The organism is Paraburkholderia nemoris (assembly GCF_905221015.1).
GTDB lineage: Bacteria > Pseudomonadota > Gammaproteobacteria > Burkholderiales > Burkholderiaceae > Paraburkholderia > Paraburkholderia nemoris.
Genome location: NZ_CAJNBO010000024.1, coordinates 122,178 through 140,381 on the forward strand (window position 1 = coordinate 122,178; position 18,204 = coordinate 140,381).

General features: G+C 63.9%; 10 protein-coding genes. 3 read left to right on the plus strand and 7 right to left on the minus strand.

All coding sequences use genetic code 11. The features are described 5' to 3' along the window. Nucleotides 1-685: 685 nt before the first annotated feature. The 7 genes from KHO33_RS30815 to bcsD form a co-directional block, all read right to left on the minus strand. A complete protein-coding gene (locus KHO33_RS30815; protein WP_200566541.1) occupies nt 686-5,455 on the minus strand; it encodes a cellulose synthase subunit BcsC-related outer membrane protein in 4,770 nt (1,589 codons plus the stop codon). Continuing rightward, nucleotides 5,446-6,654, minus strand: a complete 1,209-nt coding sequence (gene bcsZ, locus KHO33_RS30820; protein ID WP_200566540.1) for a cellulose synthase complex periplasmic endoglucanase BcsZ — start codon at nt 6,652-6,654, stop codon at nt 5,446-5,448. Before bcsZ ends, KHO33_RS30815 begins: the two co-directional genes overlap by 10 nt. Nucleotides 6,655-6,664: 10 nt before the next feature. Next, nucleotides 6,665-9,226 (minus strand): cellulose biosynthesis cyclic di-GMP-binding regulatory protein BcsB, encoded by a 2,562-nt coding sequence (bcsB, locus tag KHO33_RS30825; RefSeq protein ID WP_200566539.1) that lies wholly within the window; start codon nt 9,224-9,226, stop codon nt 6,665-6,667. 3 nt (nt 9,227-9,229) lie between these two features. Continuing rightward, nucleotides 9,230-11,434 (minus strand): UDP-forming cellulose synthase catalytic subunit, encoded by a 2,205-nt coding sequence (gene bcsA, locus KHO33_RS30830; RefSeq protein WP_200566538.1) that lies wholly within the window; start codon nt 11,432-11,434, stop codon nt 9,230-9,232. Then, a complete protein-coding gene (bcsQ, locus tag KHO33_RS30835; protein ID WP_200566537.1) occupies nt 11,431-12,219 on the minus strand; it encodes a cellulose biosynthesis protein BcsQ in 789 nt (262 codons plus the stop codon). The genes bcsA and bcsQ overlap by 4 nt, the downstream gene beginning before the upstream one ends. Continuing rightward, nucleotides 12,216-13,250 (minus strand): cellulose biosynthesis protein BcsP, encoded by a 1,035-nt coding sequence (bcsP, locus tag KHO33_RS30840; protein WP_200566536.1) that lies wholly within the window; start codon nt 13,248-13,250, stop codon nt 12,216-12,218. The genes bcsQ and bcsP overlap by 4 nt, the downstream gene beginning before the upstream one ends. 84 nt (nt 13,251-13,334) lie before the next feature. Beyond that, complete coding sequence (bcsD, locus tag KHO33_RS30845) at nt 13,335-13,790, minus strand: cellulose biosynthesis protein BcsD (RefSeq protein WP_054043401.1); 456 nt, start codon at nt 13,788-13,790, stop codon at nt 13,335-13,337. Between the two features lie 220 nt (nt 13,791-14,010). Here bcsD and KHO33_RS30850 point away from each other — a divergent pair, with 220 nt between their 5' ends. The 3 genes from KHO33_RS30850 to KHO33_RS30860 all read left to right on the plus strand — a co-directional run bounded on the left by KHO33_RS30850 (nt 14,011) and on the right by KHO33_RS30860 (nt 17,975). Beyond that, nucleotides 14,011-14,244 (plus strand): hypothetical protein, encoded by a 234-nt coding sequence (locus KHO33_RS30850; RefSeq protein ID WP_200566535.1) that lies wholly within the window; start codon nt 14,011-14,013, stop codon nt 14,242-14,244. Nucleotides 14,245-14,385: 141 nt separating this feature from the next. Further along, nucleotides 14,386-15,531: a GGDEF domain-containing protein gene (locus KHO33_RS30855; protein ID WP_200566534.1), complete on the plus strand. Its 1,146-nt coding sequence runs from the start codon at nt 14,386-14,388 to the stop codon at nt 15,529-15,531. Nucleotides 15,532-15,641: 110 nt separating this feature from the next. Further along, on the plus strand, nt 15,642-17,975 hold the full coding sequence (locus KHO33_RS30860; RefSeq protein ID WP_054043400.1) for a bifunctional diguanylate cyclase/phosphodiesterase: 2,334 nt from the start codon (nt 15,642-15,644) through the stop codon (nt 17,973-17,975). Nucleotides 17,976-18,204 lie beyond the last annotated feature (229 nt).

Here is an 18,204-nt window from a genome sequence, read left to right on the forward strand (position 1 = left end):
GCGGGCACCGTGGTCTGCTGCGGGTAGTGGTGCGACTGGAATCCGTGTTCTCGCACATTCCGCGTTAGTGACAAAGGTGTCATCAGCTCCCACTCCGCACTGCGTGCGTCGCGGACGGGTCTGCAGGGGAAACCACGGGCTTCGGTTGCGCGCCGTGGGGCCGTTGGCTTCGCCTCGGCGAGGCTCTCTGCATTCGCCCGGGAACCCCCATTTCAGGTGATTTTTCGGTGTGCTGAAATCGCGGTTACGGTCGCAGTTGCAATTCCAATCGCAATCGCAATCGCAATCGCAATCGCAATCGCAATCGCAATCGCAATCGCGGTGGCCGTGGGCGTGCAATGACCAGCCACAATCCGTTGGCAAGGCGTGGACGTTAAACGTAGTGGGTGGTTTTATGAACGGCTCTTCGGCGCGCGCAGCGCCGCCGGAAGTATGACGCCCTTGTCACAAGCACATGCCGGTGCACGAACACAGATTCCAGATGCACCACTACCCTGAGCGAGCTGCGGGACCCGCTTAGCAGGGGCTTCTAGCCGCTTTCTTTTGCCTACTTTTCTTTGCGGCGGCAAAGAAAAGTAGGTGCCCCCCCGCACAGGGGGAACACTAATAGACCACTAACAAAGCAAGGAAAGGCCAAAGCGCTAAGAGCACTGACAACAAGCGCCGCGCAGGCAAAAACCCCCTGCTAGTTCGACAAAGACAAATAAGGCGAACTCACCGGCGTAGGCGGAAACGGCTGCAACCCGGTCTGCTTACTAAAGCTATACCTCAAATAAACAGCTGCGAGCCACTCGCGATACTCATAAGCATTGCCGAGCGAAGCGGTCGCCCCAAACGCCAACTGCGGAGCCAGTTGATACTCCCCCACCGCGCTAAGCGAATAAGAAACCCCAGTCTTACTCTGCCCCGGATACTGCGCACCACTATCCAACCCCGAACCAAGAGTCTTGGCTTGCGCCGCCGCATTGGTCTGAAGCGAAGGATCGAGCGGGAAGTAATCCGACGCATCCTGCCGGTAATGCTGTACGCCGATCGACCCCTTCACGTCATAAGTAAACTGACCATTGCGCCCAGTCCACTCCACCGGCAAATTCAGAATCATGTACTGCTGCGGACTGAAATACCCGCCCTGACCATAAGTGAAGTACGAGAGGTTCTTGTTATAGGTCATCAGCGTCGTGTTCACACCGACAGTGAGTGTCTGATCGGCATCCTTGTAGACGCGCGTGTAGATACCGCCGCCGCCTTTGACTGCGTTATTGCTCGCGACGTGATAGCCATGGTAGTTCTGGTACGCGGCGTTCACGTACAGGCCGTTAGTGCCGTCATCCCATGCAAGGCTGGCGAGGCCGCCGAATGAGGTGACGCCGCCCCACTCGAGGCCGGAGCCCGAATCGCGTGCGCCGGCATACGACAGCAAGCTGTCCGTTACCGCGCGGCGCGCGACGGCCAGCGAATACGACACCTTGTCGGTAATGCCACCGTTGTATTGCAAGCCGCCCACGATGTTCTTCTCGGGGAAACCGAGCGGCGTTACGCCGATATCACCGTTAAGGCTGCGGCCTTCGTAGCCTAGCGACAAGCCCACGCCGTTGGCGGTCTGGCTGCCATAGTTATTGGTGCCCGCAACCGCCGCCGCAGCGGACGTGCTATTGGAGAGCCCCGCGCCGAATCGCGCGAGCGTCGATAGACTGCCCGCGGCCGTGCCGGCATCCAGCGTAACCGGCGTCGCCGTCACGACGATGTGGCCGTTGCCGGCCTTGATGCGCCCCTGAATCGGTGCTTCGATGTCGGTCAGCGTCGACAGACCGTCCTCGCCCGTGCGGTCGCGGAACACGATCCCGCCCGAGACAGTGCTCGACTGCTCGCGATTGACCTGAGCCAGTTCTTCGGCCACGCCAAGCGTCTGCGTGTTGGCGACGTTCGGTTGCGGGTAGGTGCCGCCGTTGCCGTTCGCGCCGGGCTGCTGCGGGTAATACGCCTGCGCATAACCGGTCGGCGGTTGCGGAATATACGGCTGCTGTTGCTGCGCGTAATACCCCGAGCCCTGATTCGGATACGGCTGATAAGGCTGCTGACCGTAGGCCTGTTGTGGCGGCACCGGTTGATAAGGCTGCTGCGCGTAACCCTGCTGCGGGTATCCCTGCTGCTGGGGATAAGGCTGCTGGCCGTAATAGGGCTGTTGCTGCTGCGGATAAGCTTGCTGCTGCCCATACGGCGCCTGCGCATAGGCTTGCGCGTTGCGGTTGCTCTTCGACGCGCTTTGCTTCTTGCTGGTCGAGCGTTTCGTGCTCGTGGCCGAATTCGTGTAGCGCGGCTGTTGCATCGAACCGGCATTGGCCTGGGCTTCGCGTGCCGCAGGCGACATCGGCCACGGCGTGGTCGCATAACCGTCCGGCTGCTGCGGATAGGGTGCCTGCTGCTGATATTGCGCCTGTTGAGGATATCCACCTTGCTGCGGATACGCCGGGTTGTACTGCTGTTGCTGAGCCTGCTGCATCGGCGGCATCTGCGCCTGGCCTTGACCCGGATACGGCTGCAACGGCGCGCCGGACTGGCTCGACCCGTTGGTCTCCTGGCCGTAGCCATCCGCGTTGGTGCCGGGACGTGGCGCGTTATAGGGAACGGCGGTGGGCGCTGCATTGGGCACATACGGCTGTGCAGGCACCGTATAAGGCGCCACGTACGGCGCGGGCTGCGAGGGCGGCGGATAGTTCGGCACGGTCTGGGACGGCAAGGAGGACTGCGAGTACGGGAGCGATGCACGCGCGGCATTGGAGCCGCCACCTGCGAGCGCGGCGTTGTCGGCGTCGGTCGGCGAGATCGTTGCGGTTTTACCTTCGAAGGGATTGGTGCCCGGCAGCGGCGTCGCGCCGATCCGGCGCATCGCGACTTCCCAGCCGCGAGGCACGTTGCTCGGCGCATTGTTTCGAGGCCCGTTGGCCATCAGCGGCGTATTGGCGGCGATCAGCGAGCGTTGCAGATAAGTCGACGCGAGCGACAGCTTGCCTTCGGCGCGATACATGCGGCCGACCGTCGCCAGCACGCCGGGGTCGCTCGGCGCCGCGGCAAGCGCCTGCTTGGCGAGCGATTCGGCATAGCTGAACTGTTTCGCACCGGATGCCGCGGAGATCGTCGCTTGCAGCAGGTTCAGGTCGTCGGGCTTGCGTTGCAGCGCGACGCGATAGCTGGCGACCGCATTGCGGTCGTCGCCGGCGCTCGAATAGAGGCGGCCGAGGGCGGCTTGCAGATCGGGATTGTCGGGCATCGCCGCGAGCCACGGCGCGATCACGTCGTAGGCGCTGGCGAGATCGCCGCGCTGACGCACCGCGTCGCATTGCTTGATGACGATCCCCAGATTCAGATTGCCAAAATCCGTGCGCTGCTGCGGCGTCAACTGCATCGATGCGAGCCGCCGCATCACCATGCCGAGTTCGGCTTCCTGCTGCGTGGCAGACAGAATACCCGCGTATTGCAGCAGCAAATCGGTGTTGCCGGGCGCCGCGTTCATCGCGCTGCGCACGAGGCCCAACGCGCGATTCGGGTCGCCCGCCTGTTGATACGCGGCAGCGATCACGCCGATCAGTTCGGGGTTGTTGCCGGCAACCGGTTCGGCGGCGTGCAAGGTCGCCAGCGCTTGTTGCGACTGGCCGTTGCGCGCCATCCGCGTTGCGAGATCGGCCTGCTGATGCACCCACAAGCGATGCTGCAAGGTGGTCATCGCGTCGGTGCGTTGCGCGGCCGGAATCCGTTCGAGTTGCGCGAGACCGGCCGTCCAGTCTTGCGTTTCCGCGGACAGCAACGCACTCGCATACAGCGCGTCGGTCATGTCGGGATGCGCGGCGAGCAGTCCGTCCATCATGCTGCGGGCATTCGCAACCGCGCCCTGGCGCACATAAATGCGCGCGAGGTCGAGGCGCAGCCAGGGATCGTCGGGATCGTTCAGCAACGCGTCTTCGAACAGGCTGCGCGCGCTGCCGAGATCGCCGCGCGCTTCGGCCGCGCGCGCCTGCGCGGCCTGCGCTTCGCCACGCAGACGGTTGATGCCGCCCGCCTTCGATTGTTGTTCGCTGTTCAGCTGATTGGCGAATTGCAGCGCTTCGTCGCCACGGCCTTGTGCGGCGAGCGAGCCGACGAGGCCGCGAATCGCATCGGGATTGTCGGCCTGGCGGCGCAGGGCCATCCGGTAAGCCTGTTCGGCGCCGACCGGGTCGCCGTTCGTGAGCAGCATTTCGCCGAGCAGCACCTGCGCGGTGACGTCGGACGGATTCAGCGCGATCGCGCGTTCGAACAGTGACTTCGCCTTCGCGAACTCGCCGTTGCTGCGCGCGCCGATGGCGTCGCTCGTATAGGTCCAGTAGGTCGCGCTATCGAGCGCGGTTTTCCAGCGCGCCGGATTGCCGTTGCGCGACGCGCGTTCCAGATAGTTGCGCGCTTCGGCGAATTTTTCCTGCTTCAACGCGGCGATACCCATGCCGCCGAGCGCGTCGGTGTCGTTCGGACTATTCGCCAGTACTGACGAAAACTTCGCGCGCGCCGTGCCGAGATCACCGCGATCGAGCGCGGCGAAACCGTCGGCGATGGTGCGGCCGCGAGCGTCGACGGCGGCATTTTCCTGGGCGCGATCGCGGGCCACCTTGTCCTGCTGAACCATCGATTCGAAGCGCGCCTTGACCGCGGCGTCGTCGGTCGCACCTTGCAGATAGGCTTCGTACAGCGCGGCGTCTGAGGGCCGCGCGTCGAGCCACAATAAGGCTTGGCGCCAGCTCTTTTTCGCCGACGCGCCGACCGTGCTGTCGCCGGCCAGCTTCTGCAGCCGCGCGATACCGTCGCGGCGCGTCGTATCGCGATACGTCAGATGCTGTGCGTAGGCGAGGGCGTAGCGCGGGTCGTCGGGGTTGTCGCGTGCGAGCTGTTCGAGGCCGCGGCGCGCCTGGTCCCAGCCTTGCGGCGTGGCCGACAGCGCCTGGTAATACTCGAGTTGCAGCGCGGGTGTGGCCGGCTTGCCGTTCAACGCGCGCTGATACTCCTCTACCGCGCTCGCGCTTTGACCGCTTTGCGCGAGCCGCCGCGCATCGTTGACCGTCTGGTCACGCAGACTCGATTCGCCGAGGCGCCGGCCCAGTTCGTCCAGGTTCGGATAGTTCGGCGCGACGGCTTTCAGACGCGCGAGATATTGCTGCGCACCCGCGCCGTCCTTGCGGTCGGCGAGCACCATGCCCATGCCGTAGAGTGCATCGGGTTGTTTCGGATCGATGCGCAACACCTTCTGCCACGCCTGCTCGGCGAGGTCGCCGCGATGATGCGATTGCCAGTACTTGCCCTGATCGATCAGCACATTCAAGGGATCTTTCGAGGCCTGCGCCAATGCGTCAGGCGAAGCCATCGCCACGCAGCAGACGGCCGTGAGGCTCAGCGCGAACCGCAATGAAAACGCGAGGGCGCTCAATCGCATGCATTTCTCCAACTCGGCACGAGACGGCCGGCTTCGTCGAAACGATAGCGGCCGTCGATGAATCCGGTGCCGAACAAGCCCAGCACACGATCGTAATAAACAGGTTCGCGGCCCGGCACATTGGTGTCGAGCACGGCGAGATGGGTGCGCGCGAGACCGAGGCCGCGCTCGTCGTCGAGCGCCTTGAAGTACGGCGCGAGCGCGCCCCAGTAGCTCAACGGTCCTTCGCCGCTCGCCGTACCGGTGGTCGACGAAACCTTCTCGGGCGGAATGCCGCTTTGCGCAACCTTCGCGCGCATGCCGCCGAGCGCCGCGAGCCAGGGTTTGGCGAGCGGGTCGGCGGGCGAGGTGAGGCCGGCCCACAGATAGACACGGATCGCGTCATAGCTGCCGGTGTCGCCTTCTTTCGGATCGACCACGAACTGGCCGTTCTGCCACGCCGCCCAGTCGGGCGCGAAACCTTGTGGCGCGGTGGTCTTGATGAGCTTGTAGGCGCTGTCGGCGAGCTTGGCCCACGGGCCGTTCGGCATGTCTTTGGCGAGTGCGCGCAGCACCGGCAAGGGCAGGTAGCTCGGATTCAGACGCGTCACGCCACCATTCTTGAAGCCTTGCGGGCCGGGCAGCAGCATCGGGCCGACACCCGGCAGCGTGGTCATTTCCTGGCGCGCGATCTGGGCGGCGAGCGCCTCGCCGAGTTGCGTATAACTCGCCTCATGCCACAGGCGGCCGGCCTGCAGCAGATCGTAGGCGATCCACAGGTCGGAGTCGGATGCGGAATTCGGATCGAGCACGCCGAACGAGCCATCCGGCTTCTTGCCCCAGAGCCACGACGGCAGCCGCACGTTTTGCGCATCGAACTGATTGCCCGCTAGATTGGTGCGGGTCCAGTTCAGGAGCCGGTCGAAGGTCGCGCGGTCGTTCGCGACCAGCGCGAAGAACAGACCGTATGACTGGCCTTCGGAGGTGGTCTTCAACTGTGGCGAGGTGTAGTCGATCACGCGGCCATCGGCCTGCACGAAGCGTTCGACGAAGATGCGGTACGCCGGCCAGTCGGTGTTGCACGGTTTCGCCTGGCCGGGCGTCGAAGTGGTCTGGGCCACCTTTGTGATATTGGCGAAACACGTAGCCGTCGCAAGGACAAGGCCAAAGCCAAGCCCGAGCGTCAGCGCCACGCGTGTCTTATTGTTTCGAACCCGCATATCAGTCCTATCAGTCCTTTAGGCGGCGCGCGGCGATCGAACGCAGCGTCCGGTAGAACAGGCCGGCGATGATCAGCGCGGCGAGCACGCCACCCAGCATCAGCAACAGCGGATGCGACGACAGTGCCCAGCGCAGATACTCCTGCGGCGACAAATGGCCGACATAGTACGCTTCGCCGTTCGACGTGATGGTGACGGTGCGGCCATGGATCACGGCCATCGCGCCTTGAATCTCCTGCAGCACGTCGGCGTCGAGCAGGGCGGCGGACAGATCGGCGTCCGACTGGCCGGCCGCGCTCACCAGCGCGACGGCGCTGCGGTTCTTCTGCAGCGGCGATTCGAAACCGGTCAGGAGTGCATCGCCGTTCGAACTCACGAGCGTCAGGTCGGCGCGTGCCGGCGAGCGTTCGACTCCGCGTTCGCCATGCCACCAGTCCTCGAGCTTGAAGACCACGTCCGAGAGTGTGAAGGTGCGCGAATCGCCGTCGCTGGAGAACGGCATCGACTTGGCCCAGCGCTGCAGCAGCGGTTGCTTGCCCGGCGCGCCGAAAATCAGCAGGTCCTTGTTGGCGTACTTGTCGACGTCGTCGGCCGTGCCGACGGTGACGCCATTCACCGGATAACCCGTCGATGCGCCCATGCGGCCCATGGTCAGCAGAAACAGGCTGTAGTCGCTCGAATCGGCCTCGTGCGGCAGCACCACTGCGGTCTCGGACAGGTCGGCCATCCGCGTGAAGGGGAAGCCGCTGTTGGCGAAGGCCGCGAGATCAGGCAGCGCCATGTAATGCGGGAACGACGACAGGTCGATGGTCGAATTCGGATCGATGGCGCCGACCACGTTTTCCAGCAGACGGCCGTGGCATTCGCCGGTATTCGGAATGTCGTAGAAGAAATGCAGGCGCACCTGCGCGCGCGGAGTCAGCAGCAGCGGCGGAATATGCACGGTGCGACGCGCTTCGGCGGTCTTGTCCGGCAACACGCGCTCGAAGTAATGGCCCAACTCGAACACCGAGGCCGACTCGGCCGGAATCGGCAGGGCCTGCACGAAGCCGTCATTGACGCTGACGTTCAGCGACGAACGGTCCCGCAGCGGACGCACCGTATAGCGGTAACGCAGATCGATCGGGGCGCCCAGGGTGTGCCACATGAACAGATCGGGCGGCACGCGCAGATTGACGCGCACGGCGTCGGCGTCATAGCCGGACACCGTCAGGTCGCGCGGGTCGGCGAGTTCGCCGAAACGCACCGGACGGTTGGTCGGCAGCCAGTTTGGCGCGTCGTACGGCGCACGCGCCATGAGCTCGTTCAATTGCGTGATCGTCGCGCTCGGACCGGTGAGCGTGTTCTGGCCGATGCCGAGTGCTTTGGCGGCGGTTTTCAGTTCGGCCTCGGTGCGGCCGAGCACGAGCAGCAGCTTGCCGCGCGCCGGCGCTTCGCGATCCACCACCGCGATGGTCGGGCCGGAAATCGCCGGAATCGTCACGCCGGCCGGGCGCTGGTCGTCGGTCGCGAACACCACCGCGTTACCCGACAGCGGCGCGTTATCGAGTTGCGCCGGAAACACCGCGCCGCGATAGCCGGCGAGCGCGCCGAACCAGGACGCGACGATGCCGCCTGCTTCGAGCGTCGCGGCGCCGGGTTTTTGCGGGAACACGAACGGCAGCTCGAGACGGCGCACGTCGCGGCGGTCGAAGAACGGCTGCGGCAGGGCGGCGAGATCCGGCTTGCTGGCGAGCGACGCGTAGGTCAGATCGAGCGAACTCGCATTGCTGACGGTGGCCCACAGCGACGAATTCGCCGGGTCTTCGCAACTCGTCGTGTAGTGACCGATCAACTGCACGTTCAGGTGGTTGAATTCGGTGATGAAGCGCGGATCGATCGAGACGTCGCGCGCCACCAGCATGCCGGCCTGTTCGTGCGGCACCGGCAGCGTTGCGGCGACTTCGCCGTTCACCAGCACTTTCAGTTGGGAAATATTCGCGAGCAGCGCGGGCGAATAGCTGTAGACCAGATGCAGGATCGCGCCGGTCACGACTTCGTCGCCGCGCACGGAGAACGCGACGCCGTTCTGCCCGTCGGTGCCACGCAATTGCAGCGGATCGTGTGCGCCGAGGTCGGCGAACGTGAGCGTTTGACGGCGGCCGCCCGGCACCAGCGTGCCCGGTTCGGCGGTGGTCGGCGTTTTGATCCCCAAGGCTTTGACCGACGACGCGGCGAGCGCCGGCGTGGGCGTGGCCAGTTGCGCTTGCGCGAGCGCGTTCGGATCGTAGAGGACGGCCGCGCTCGGCGCGGGCACGCTGCCCACGCCGGTGGCGACGCGCGCAGCCGGTGCACCTGGGGCGCCGGCCGCCGGCGCCGCTTGCGACGCACTCGCGCCGCTCATGGCCGCCGCAGCCACTTCAGCCGCCGAAGCCAGCGGCGCTGTCAACGCGGTTTGCAACGCGAGCCAGCAGGCAAGTCCGCGCATCAGCCGTTTTGAGCGAGGGCGTCCAAAAAGGCGTGCCTCCGTTTCCATCCCATTGCGCTCGTGATTCGAGCGTTCGACGTGTCCCTTCGCCATCCTGTTGCCCATTGATCAGTCTTTGGTTTTTAGCTTCTTGACGTCCACCGGACGGCTTTTCATCGAGCTTCGAAGGTCGGCATAAAGATGCTCGAAGAGCCCCACGATGCCGCGCGCGCCGACCGTCAGCACATGCGACAGACCGCGCAGCGGCGTGTCCTGCTGACGCCCTTCGGCCCAGCCGGTCCACGCGTCGGCGCGCGCGAACGTGGTCTTGACGAACTCGTATTCCTGTTCGCGCGTCATCGCCGAGAAGCGCAGGCCCACGCGGCCCGGCTCCGTGAAACCGACGGTGGCGGGGAAGGCGTATTCCTCGTCGCCGCGAAACAGCGATACGGTCACGCTTTCGTGCATCGGCACTTCGATCTTCGCAGGCAGCGCCACGCCGACGCCGCCTTCCGAGTAGTCGATGGTCTCGCAGGCGAGCGTGCGTCCGGTCGAGAACTTCAGCATCACCGGCATGGTCATCGCCACGCGGTGCACCGCGCGAATCTGCCGGCGCTCGCTGGCCGCGGCCACGCTCGCGCCGAGAATCAGCATGTTGTAGGTGGTCCAGCCGAGGTTCAGGATGGTTGTCTGCACCACGCTGCGAGTGTGCCAGTTCAGATAGATATGCACGATGCCGACCACGAAGCCGATCAGGTTCAGCAACAGCAGGAACAGATACGGCCGCGAGATCGCCCAGTCGAAGTAGTTCTTTTCGATCTGACCGCCCTTGGCCGTCACGTTGAACTTGCCGAGCTTCGGGTTGATCAGCGCGAGCAACGTCGGGGCGGTAATGTACGACGCCAGCACCGATTCGTAAACTTCGGCCCAGAACGAATGGCGGAACGAGCGCTGCATCCGCGAGTTGGTGATGCTCGCATGCATCATGTGCGGCAGTGCGTAGATCGCGATCGTGCTGGCGGCGGCTTCGATCACGTGCGCGCCGAAGAACAGATACGACAGCGGCGCCGTGAGAAACACCAGACGCGGGATGCCGTAGAAGAAGTGCATCATCGCGTTCAGATAACAGAGCCGCTGGCCGATTTTCAGGCCCTTGCCGGTGAGCGGATTGTCGATCCGGAAAATCTGCGTCATGCCGCGCGCCCAGCGAATCCGCTGGCCGATGTGGCCGGAGAGGCTTTCGGTGGCGAGACCTGCCGCCTGCGGGATCGCCAGATAAGCGGTGGTGTAGCCGAGACGGTGCAGCTTCAACGCGGTGTGCGCGTCTTCGGTGACAGTTTCTACGGCGATGCCGCCGATCTCTTCGACCATGGTCCGGCGCAGCAGCGCGCACGAGCCGCAGAAGAAGGTCGCATTCCACAGATCGTTGCCGTCCTGCACGAGGCCGTAAAACAGTTCGCCTTCGTTCGGCACCTTGCGGAAGGTGCCGAGGTTGCGTTCGAACGGATCGGCGGAGAAGAAGTGGTGCGGCGTTTGCAGCATCGACAGCAGCTTGTCGCGCAGGAACCAGCCGAGGCCGATCTGCAGGAACGAGCGGGTCGGAATGTGATCGCAGTCGAAGATCGCGAGGTACTCGCCCTGAGTGATCTTCAGGGCTTCATTGATGTTGCCGGCCTTCGCGTGGCGGTTGTGCGTGCGGATCGTCCAGTTGACGCCGACTTCCTCGCAGAACGCCTTGAACTCGGGACGGCGGCCGTCGTCGAGCACGTGGATCGCGATCTTGTCGGCCGGATAGTCGAGCGCGAGCGCGGCGTAGATGGTCGGCTTGACCACCGCAAGCGGCTCGTTGTAGGTCGGGATGAAGACGTCGACGGTCGGCCACAGGTCGCGCGAGGCGGGCAGCGGCATCGGCGTGCGCTTGAGCGGCCAGGCCGTCTGGAAGTAGCCGAGCAGCAGCACGATGGTCGAATAGACTTCGGCCGATACCAGCAGGAGACCCCATGCGGCGTCGAGCGGATGTTCCCAGTAAGTCGTCGAAGTGAGCCGCCAGTACATATAGCGGCCCGACGTGACCACCGAGAGCATGATCATCACCATCGTCGCGTAGCGGCCTTGCAGGCGTCGGAACAGCAGCGCGGTGACGAAGCAGCAGGTCGCGAACGTCAGTTGCTCGTAGAACGCGAGCGGCACCGTGAAGACGAAGTACAGCATCATCAGCGCGAACAGCGTGACCAGACCCGTCACGATCCGGCTGTTCCAGAAGCGCGCGTCGACGATGCGTTCGAGCCGCGACGGTTCGCCGGCCTCGATGTCCTGCGACTGGGGCGTACTCATGCGACGTTCCTCGGCGAGACGGCGATCGCATCGACCGCCGCCATCAGCCAGTTGCCGCACGAGCGAAAATCGGCGGACGCCTGGCTGAGTGGATCGTAGTGAATCAGCGTGGTGTCGCAGGCGAGCGCTTCGCTCACCCCTTCATCAAGATGGATGACGCCCGGGAAGAGCTTATTGCCGAGCATCTGGCGCAAGACCTTCAGGACGTCTTTGGTCAACTGGCGTGACTGGTCGATCTGATTGACCACGTAACCTTCGCCGCCGAACTCGGGGCGCGGCGCCGCGTACGTTTCAATCAGCCGTTCCATCAACGGAATGGCGGCGTAGGAAGCCGCGTCGGCGAGCACCACGTTGAGCGTGAAGGTGGCCGCGCACAACGCAGCGCGTACATACACGGACGAACCCGGCGGTGTATCGATGATGACGATGTCGGACGCGTCGAGCCGCAGCGTTTGCAGCGCGTGCGCGAGCCACAGCGGGTCCTGGTCGATATACGCCTCGAAGCGGCGGCGATCGTCTTCGAGCACGGCGCCATAGGGCAGCACGGTCACCCCGTCTACGCCGTCGAACATGACCGATTGCCACGGATCGCCCGTCAACGTCGCGCGCGACAAACCGTCGATGCTGTCGAGCGGCACGCCGAAATGCAGCCGCAGCGCGTTCTGCGGATCGAGGTCGAGCGCGATCACGCGGCGGCCGCTGGTGGCCAGCACGGAAGCGAGATTGGCGGCGAGGGTGGTTTTACCGACCCCGCCTTTGGCGGACACGACCGCAATGACTTTCATGAGCGACGAGGGCCGTTGACCAGCCACGAGTTGGAGGGGGCGGGCGCGGCGACGCTAACAGCGCGGGCCGGCGCGGGGGCCATTTGTATTTGTGTTTGTGCGGGTGTGCCGCGCAGACGGTCGAAGACCGATTGCAGCGGTGCGGATTCGCCGGTGGGCGCGGCGGGCTGCGGCGGCGTCGGTTCGAATGCCGGGGCGAACAGTTTGCCGAGGATCGACGCGGGCGGCTTCGGCGCTGCGGGCGCAGTCGTATAGGTGGGCGCGGGCGCCTGTGTCCAGGTTGGAGCCTGCGCCTGGGCGGGGGCTTGTGTCCACGCCGGGACCGGAGCCGGTGCTTGCGCCCACGTCGGCGTGGATGCGGAGACCGGCGCCGGTGCAGTGGCGCGCGGTGTGAGGGCAGGGATCCCGGCGCGTGGCATCACCGCGGCTGACGGCATGCTTGCCGTGGCTTGCGATGCCGGCATGGCTGCCGGCGTGCGGAACTGCGCCACCGGCGGAATACTTACAGCCGGCATGACAGGGGGAATAGGTGCGGTGGCAACAGGCGTCATCTGTGCCGGGGCGACTCCAGCCGCAGGCTGTGCGGCCACTTGCGTCACCGTATCGATCGGCGCTGCAGCCGGAGCGGTTTGTGCGGCTGGCGCCCCAACGCCACCGTTCGTTTCGAACGCGCCGAAACGCGAAGCGCCTCGCGGCGCACCAGGCTGAGCGGCAACGGCGACCGGCGGAATGTCCCGCCGATGCGAACGTGTAAATAGCGGCGCCTTCGCGCGCGTCACCGAGGCGGCGTCTTTGGGCGTCGTGTCCTGACGATCGACTTCCGGCGCCGCTTCTTGCGCCGATGCCTCGCGAGCAACTTCACGCCGTTGCCCGATCGCGGGAATCGCCGGCTGTGTCAGATCCAGCGTCACCAGCAGCGGCCAACGCGTGCGCGCCGAACGCGCTTCGTTTTCGCGGCCGATTTCCTGGTACGCGCTGGCGTCGCCGCCAAAATGGTCGAATAGTTTTTCGATGTCGCTCGATGAACTCATAGTGCCGCCGTCTTTTTGATGACTTGCGTTGCCCCGATCGGTCCGTCTGCCTGGTGCACTTACCAGGTCCGCTATCCGGTCCGCTCAGACAGGATGCCGCCCCAGCCGAAACTCGATCGAGGTGTCCGTGCCGTACCCGCTCGTTTGCGCCACCGACAGGCCCTGCGCGCCCAACGCGCTCAACCACGTCTGATAGACGCCTTCGAGAAACGCCGGCGTCCACGCTAGCGCCGCGTTGCCGAATGCCTGCAGCGGCGCACAGTAATGAACGATGCGCAGGGCGTCTGCTTCGTCGGACAGTTCGACGTAGCCCCAATCCATGTCATGCCAGTACAGATTCAACGCCTGAGCGAGCTCGGCCGTCGACCCGCACGCGGGCAATTGATGCGCCGCCGCAAACCGGCAACCAACCCGGTACATCAGTTGACGCAGTTCGTCGCGACCGATCTGCGCTTCGAACTCTGTCGCGAGTGCAGTCAGCATGCCGCGCCATTGTGGCGAGATTTGGCGTTCCAGCAGGTAATCGAGAATTTGGACCATGTTTTCCGGGAAATGGCCGTTGCCTCAAACCGCGTACAAAACGGGAGCCAACGGCCGAATAACTGAAAGTGTTACGGGAAGGCGCGCGTTGCACGCGTCTTAGGTTACTTTTACCGAGTTCGTCTGCTCTATCCGCCACACTTCGGAGGAGTCTACTTAAGACATTAACTTTTAGCCACTTTACATTCGTCTGCTTTATACGCGCAAACGATTGCTGCAGATGCGTGTTAGCCACGTAATTTTTGCTGCTGGAATTGCCTTGCTTGCTTATCCACTCTGGATGCCCGCCGCCAGACTGTTTTCGATAATTTTATTAACGGCGGATTGCGCCGATCTTTTAGCTTTCTGGTTTCGTGTTAAATGCAACGGTTTGAGTCGGGTTTGGCGGAAAGCGCCAGGCATTGGCCGCCGCCGCGAGCGTTTGTTGAATCTTTCAGGTTCGCTGCGCCCCTAAGTTTTGCCTCTACCAGTAAGCTTACGGACTGGCGCCGCCTGGCCGTGCGAGCACCAGCGCAAAGAGCGCAGAAGACAAGCGTGCAAAGGCACACGAAGGGGCGTGGCGCGCGATGGCGATGCCGTTGGACTCAAAACAACAATGCTCAATCCACTCACTATTCTGGCTGTCACGATTCTGTCGGGCGCCATGGGGATCGCCGTGCTCGGCTCGCTATGGCGGGCGGCGATACCCGGCGTCGGCTATTGGATCTCGGCCAATGCCGTTGCGATCGTGGCGCTCTTTGCCTTTGCGTCGCAAGGACACGCGTCGCGCTGGCTGACTTTCGTGGCGGCCAACGAGTTGCTGGCCATTTCGCTGCTGTTGGTGGTGGAAGGCTGCTACCGTTTTCTGGGGCGTCGCAGGCGACCCTGGGCGGCCTACGCCGGCGCGCTTCTGGTGTTGATCGGCATGACCTACTGGACCTTCGTCAAGCCGGACTTCAACGCGCGGGTGACAGTGGCTTCGGCGTTTCACGCGGGCCTCTACGCGATGCTCACCGTGACGATGCTGCGCGATCGTCCCACGAACCGGCCGCGTTACACCTACTACTTTCTCGCGGTAGCGGCGGCGCTGTTATGCCTGGGGCATCTCTCGCGCGGCGTCATGTACGGCTTCGGCATGCTGTTGCAGTCCAGCTTGATGCAGGTGACGCCGAGCAATGTCGCTTTTCTCGCACTCGGAATCCTCGCACCACCTTGTCTTTCGATCGGCGTGGTGATGCTGGCGCACGATCGCCTCGCCGAACGGCTCGAGCGGCTGGCCAATGTCGACGAACTGACGGGCGCGTTGTCGCGCCGGGCGTTTCTGGCGATTGGGGACGCGCTGCTGAAGGCGTCGTTACGTACTGCCTCGCCGGTGGCGATGGCGATCATCGACATCGATTCGTTCAAGGCGGTCAACGACGGCTACGGCCACGCCGCCGGCGACCAGGTGCTGAGCCACTTCGCGGCCTTTATCACCCGCAATTTGCGGGTCGGCGACGTGTTCGGGCGGCTGGGCGGCGAGGAGTTTGGCGTGTTGTGCCCGGCAACGACCACGGCCGAAGCGGTGCGCCTGATGGATCGTCTGCGGGTCCGGCTTGCGGCGGCCGCGCCGCTCGAGTTGCCGCGTGAACTGAAGTACACCTTCAGCGTCGGCGTGGACCAGCACCGGCGCGATGAATCGCTCGCCCAGTTAATGGCGCGTGCCGACGGCGCGCTGTATGCCGCCAAGGCCTCGGGACGCGATCGCGTGATGGCGGCGTAGCACTGACTGAGCGGGGTGCAATTCTATTTGCGGGCAGGGCATAAATATTTGTCAGACGTTTGCCGTTATACATCGGTGGAGTAACCGGAGCCAGCCTGATATCTATCAATATGCTTTCCACCTCAACGAAGCAACTGTCCGATTCCGGCTTGCGCGATCGCTTTCATCGACGATCGCTGGAACACCAGCGTCCCCTTTCGACGGTCACGATGGCGTTTACGGTTGTCGCGTTCCTGTGTTTAGTCGGGGCGCGCAACATGGTCAACGGCCCGGCAACGCCGCTCGCCTACCGGCTCACCTGCGCGTTGGTGCTCGCCCTGCTGGTGATGGCGATTCCACGCGCCGGCTCGACCTGGACCTTCGGTGCAATCGGTGTCGCTTACTCGCTCGTGCTGGTGGTGGGGCTCGCGCTGAACGTCTCGGGCGTCGAGCAACCGTTGTTGTGGATCCTGCCGGCCATGGTGGTGATTCCGATCTGTGCCGCGCCGCTGTGGCTCACGCCGCTGCATTTCTTCGTCGGCAGCGCGCTCTTCTATGGGGCGGCGTTTGCCTTGCTGTTCGGCGGGCCGCGCCCGCATGACGTCGACATCGTCGTGTGGATGTGGATCCTCGCGATCGGCGTGCCGACTTCCGTTGTGTTTCACTTCGGCTTCTACCGGTTCCGGCGCAACCACTTTCTGCTCGAGAGCCAACTGGCGCAGCTGGCCGCGACTGATCCGCTAACCGGTCTGCAAAACCGCCGCGCGTTCGTGAAGCAGGCCGAGCGCCGCCTCGAAACCATGACGCCCGAGGCGCGGGTCAGCGCGATCTTTCTCGACATCGACAGTTTCAAATCGCTGAACGACCGCTTTGGCCACGCAGTCGGCGACCATGCGTTGTACGAGGTCGCCCAGGTGTTGATGGAAGAGACCTCCGCGGACGACAGCGTGAGCCGGATCGGCGGCGAGGAGTTCGCCGTGCTGCTGCGTGACGGCCTGACCGGCGCACTGGCGCTGGCCGAGCGCCTGCGTGCCGCGATTGCCGCGATCGAGCGCCCTGACGGCCATCTGACCGCGAGCTTCGGCGTGGCTGAACACCGCAGCGGCGAAAACATCATGGTCTTGCTCGATCGCGCGGACGAAGCTTTGCTGCGCGCCAAGCATTCGGGCAGAAACCGCGTGTGCGCCGAACGTGCGTTGCCGATCGAGCCGCTGCACATGCTGGCCGGCGATGGGTTCGCGGAGAGCGGCGCGCTGCTGCCGCGGCATCGCTGGGACGAGTATTCCCTGACCTCGCACTTCCAGCCGCTCTACAGTTTGTCGCATCAGAAGCAGGTGGGCTTCGAGGCCTTGCTGCGCGGCGAGCAGGATGACGGCACGCTGGTGCCGCCCGTGGTGCTGTTCGCGCCGAAGCCGTCCAGCGACGAAGGCGCGCTCGATCGCGCGAGCCATGCCGTGCATCTGGCCAACGCGCGCAAGTCGCTGCCCGGCGATGCCTGGCTGTTCCTGAACATTCTGCCCGCCACGTTTATCGCCGAGGGCTATGCGGATCAGCTCGCCATGATCGTGCGGGCGGTCGGGCTCGAACCTGAGCGGGTGATTCTCGAGATTCTCGAGTCGCACGGCGGCAGCGTCGACGATATGTCGCGGGCGGCGGCTTTGTACCGCGAGCATGGCTTTCTGATCGCCGTCGATGATTTCGGTGCGGGGCAGTCGAATCTTGACCGGTTGCTGCGGATTCGGCCCGATCTCGTGAAGCTCGATGGCGAGTTGATTCGTGCGACCGGTCATGGCACCGAGCAGCCGATCTTGCCGAAGCTCGTTTCTTTGTTACACCTGGCGGGGATGCTGGTTGTTGTTGAAGGCGTGGAAACCACGGAGGAATTGATTCTTGCTGTGGAGTCGAATGTGGATTTTGCGCAGGGCTTTTTGCTTGGGCGGCCGGCGGCGGAGATTGTGCCGCCTGATTCGGTGCATCGGCGGATCGATGATGCTTTTGATGTGATTGCTCAGGGGAGGGCGCATCAGTATGCGTTGTTTGAGTCGGAGGTTGAGCCTTATCGGGGTGCTTTGAGGCGGGCTGCCGATGCTTTGATTGCCGGTGTTTCCGTGGGTGAGGCGTTTGCTTTTCTGGCTACGTTTGAGCGGTGTATTAGCTGTTTTGTTCTTGATGATTCGGGGCGGCAGGTGGGGGTTGAGGTGCGAGGGCCCGCGTGGAGTGGGGATGGGGCTTCGTTGCAGCCTGTGGCTAATCCGCAGGATGCTCGTTGGGATCATCGGCCCTATTTTCGTAACGCAGTTTTGTTGCCTGGGGTGGCTGTGGCTAGTAATCCTTATCTTTCTTTGGCTAGCGGGCGGCCTTGTGTTGCGGTTACTTTGGCTGTGCAGTTTTCCGCTGAGCGGTCGGTTATTGGGGTGGAGTTGGATTGGTCGGTGGTGGGGTTGCCTTGGCCGGCCGGGGAGTGATTTTGTTTTTGCTTTTTTTGTTTGTCCGTGTTCGTAGCGCTTTGGCCTTTCCTTGATCTGGCTTTGGTGCCTTTCCTTGATTTGTTAGTGGTCTATTAGTGTTGCCCCTGTGCGGGGCGGCACCTACTTTTCTTTGCCGCCGCAAAGAAAAGCAACCGTATTGGAAGTCAAGCGGCGAACAACGGCTCAAGGTGGAAACTGCTGGCGTCCGGGAGCATTTTGCGCGCGC

Coding starts and splice junctions, on each gene's coding strand:
- KHO33_RS30815 (WP_200566541.1), bottom strand. CDS start 5,455: ATGCGATTGAGCGCCCTCGCGTTTTCATTGCGGTTCGCGCTGAGCCTC.
- bcsZ (WP_200566540.1), bottom strand. CDS start 6,654: ATGCGGGTTCGAAACAATAAGACACGCGTGGCGCTGACGCTCGGGCTT.
- bcsB (WP_200566539.1), bottom strand. CDS start 9,226: ATGGGCAACAGGATGGCGAAGGGACACGTCGAACGCTCGAATCACGAG.
- bcsA (WP_200566538.1), bottom strand. CDS start 11,434: ATGAGTACGCCCCAGTCGCAGGACATCGAGGCCGGCGAACCGTCGCGG.
- bcsQ (WP_200566537.1), bottom strand. CDS start 12,219: ATGAAAGTCATTGCGGTCGTGTCCGCCAAAGGCGGGGTCGGTAAAACC.
- bcsP (WP_200566536.1), bottom strand. CDS start 13,250: ATGAGTTCATCGAGCGACATCGAAAAACTATTCGACCATTTTGGCGGC.
- bcsD (WP_054043401.1), bottom strand. CDS start 13,790: ATGGTCCAAATTCTCGATTACCTGCTGGAACGCCAAATCTCGCCACAA.
- KHO33_RS30850 (WP_200566535.1), top strand. CDS start 14,011: ATGCGTGTTAGCCACGTAATTTTTGCTGCTGGAATTGCCTTGCTTGCT.
- KHO33_RS30855 (WP_200566534.1), top strand. CDS start 14,386: ATGCTCAATCCACTCACTATTCTGGCTGTCACGATTCTGTCGGGCGCC.
- KHO33_RS30860 (WP_054043400.1), top strand. CDS start 15,642: ATGCTTTCCACCTCAACGAAGCAACTGTCCGATTCCGGCTTGCGCGAT.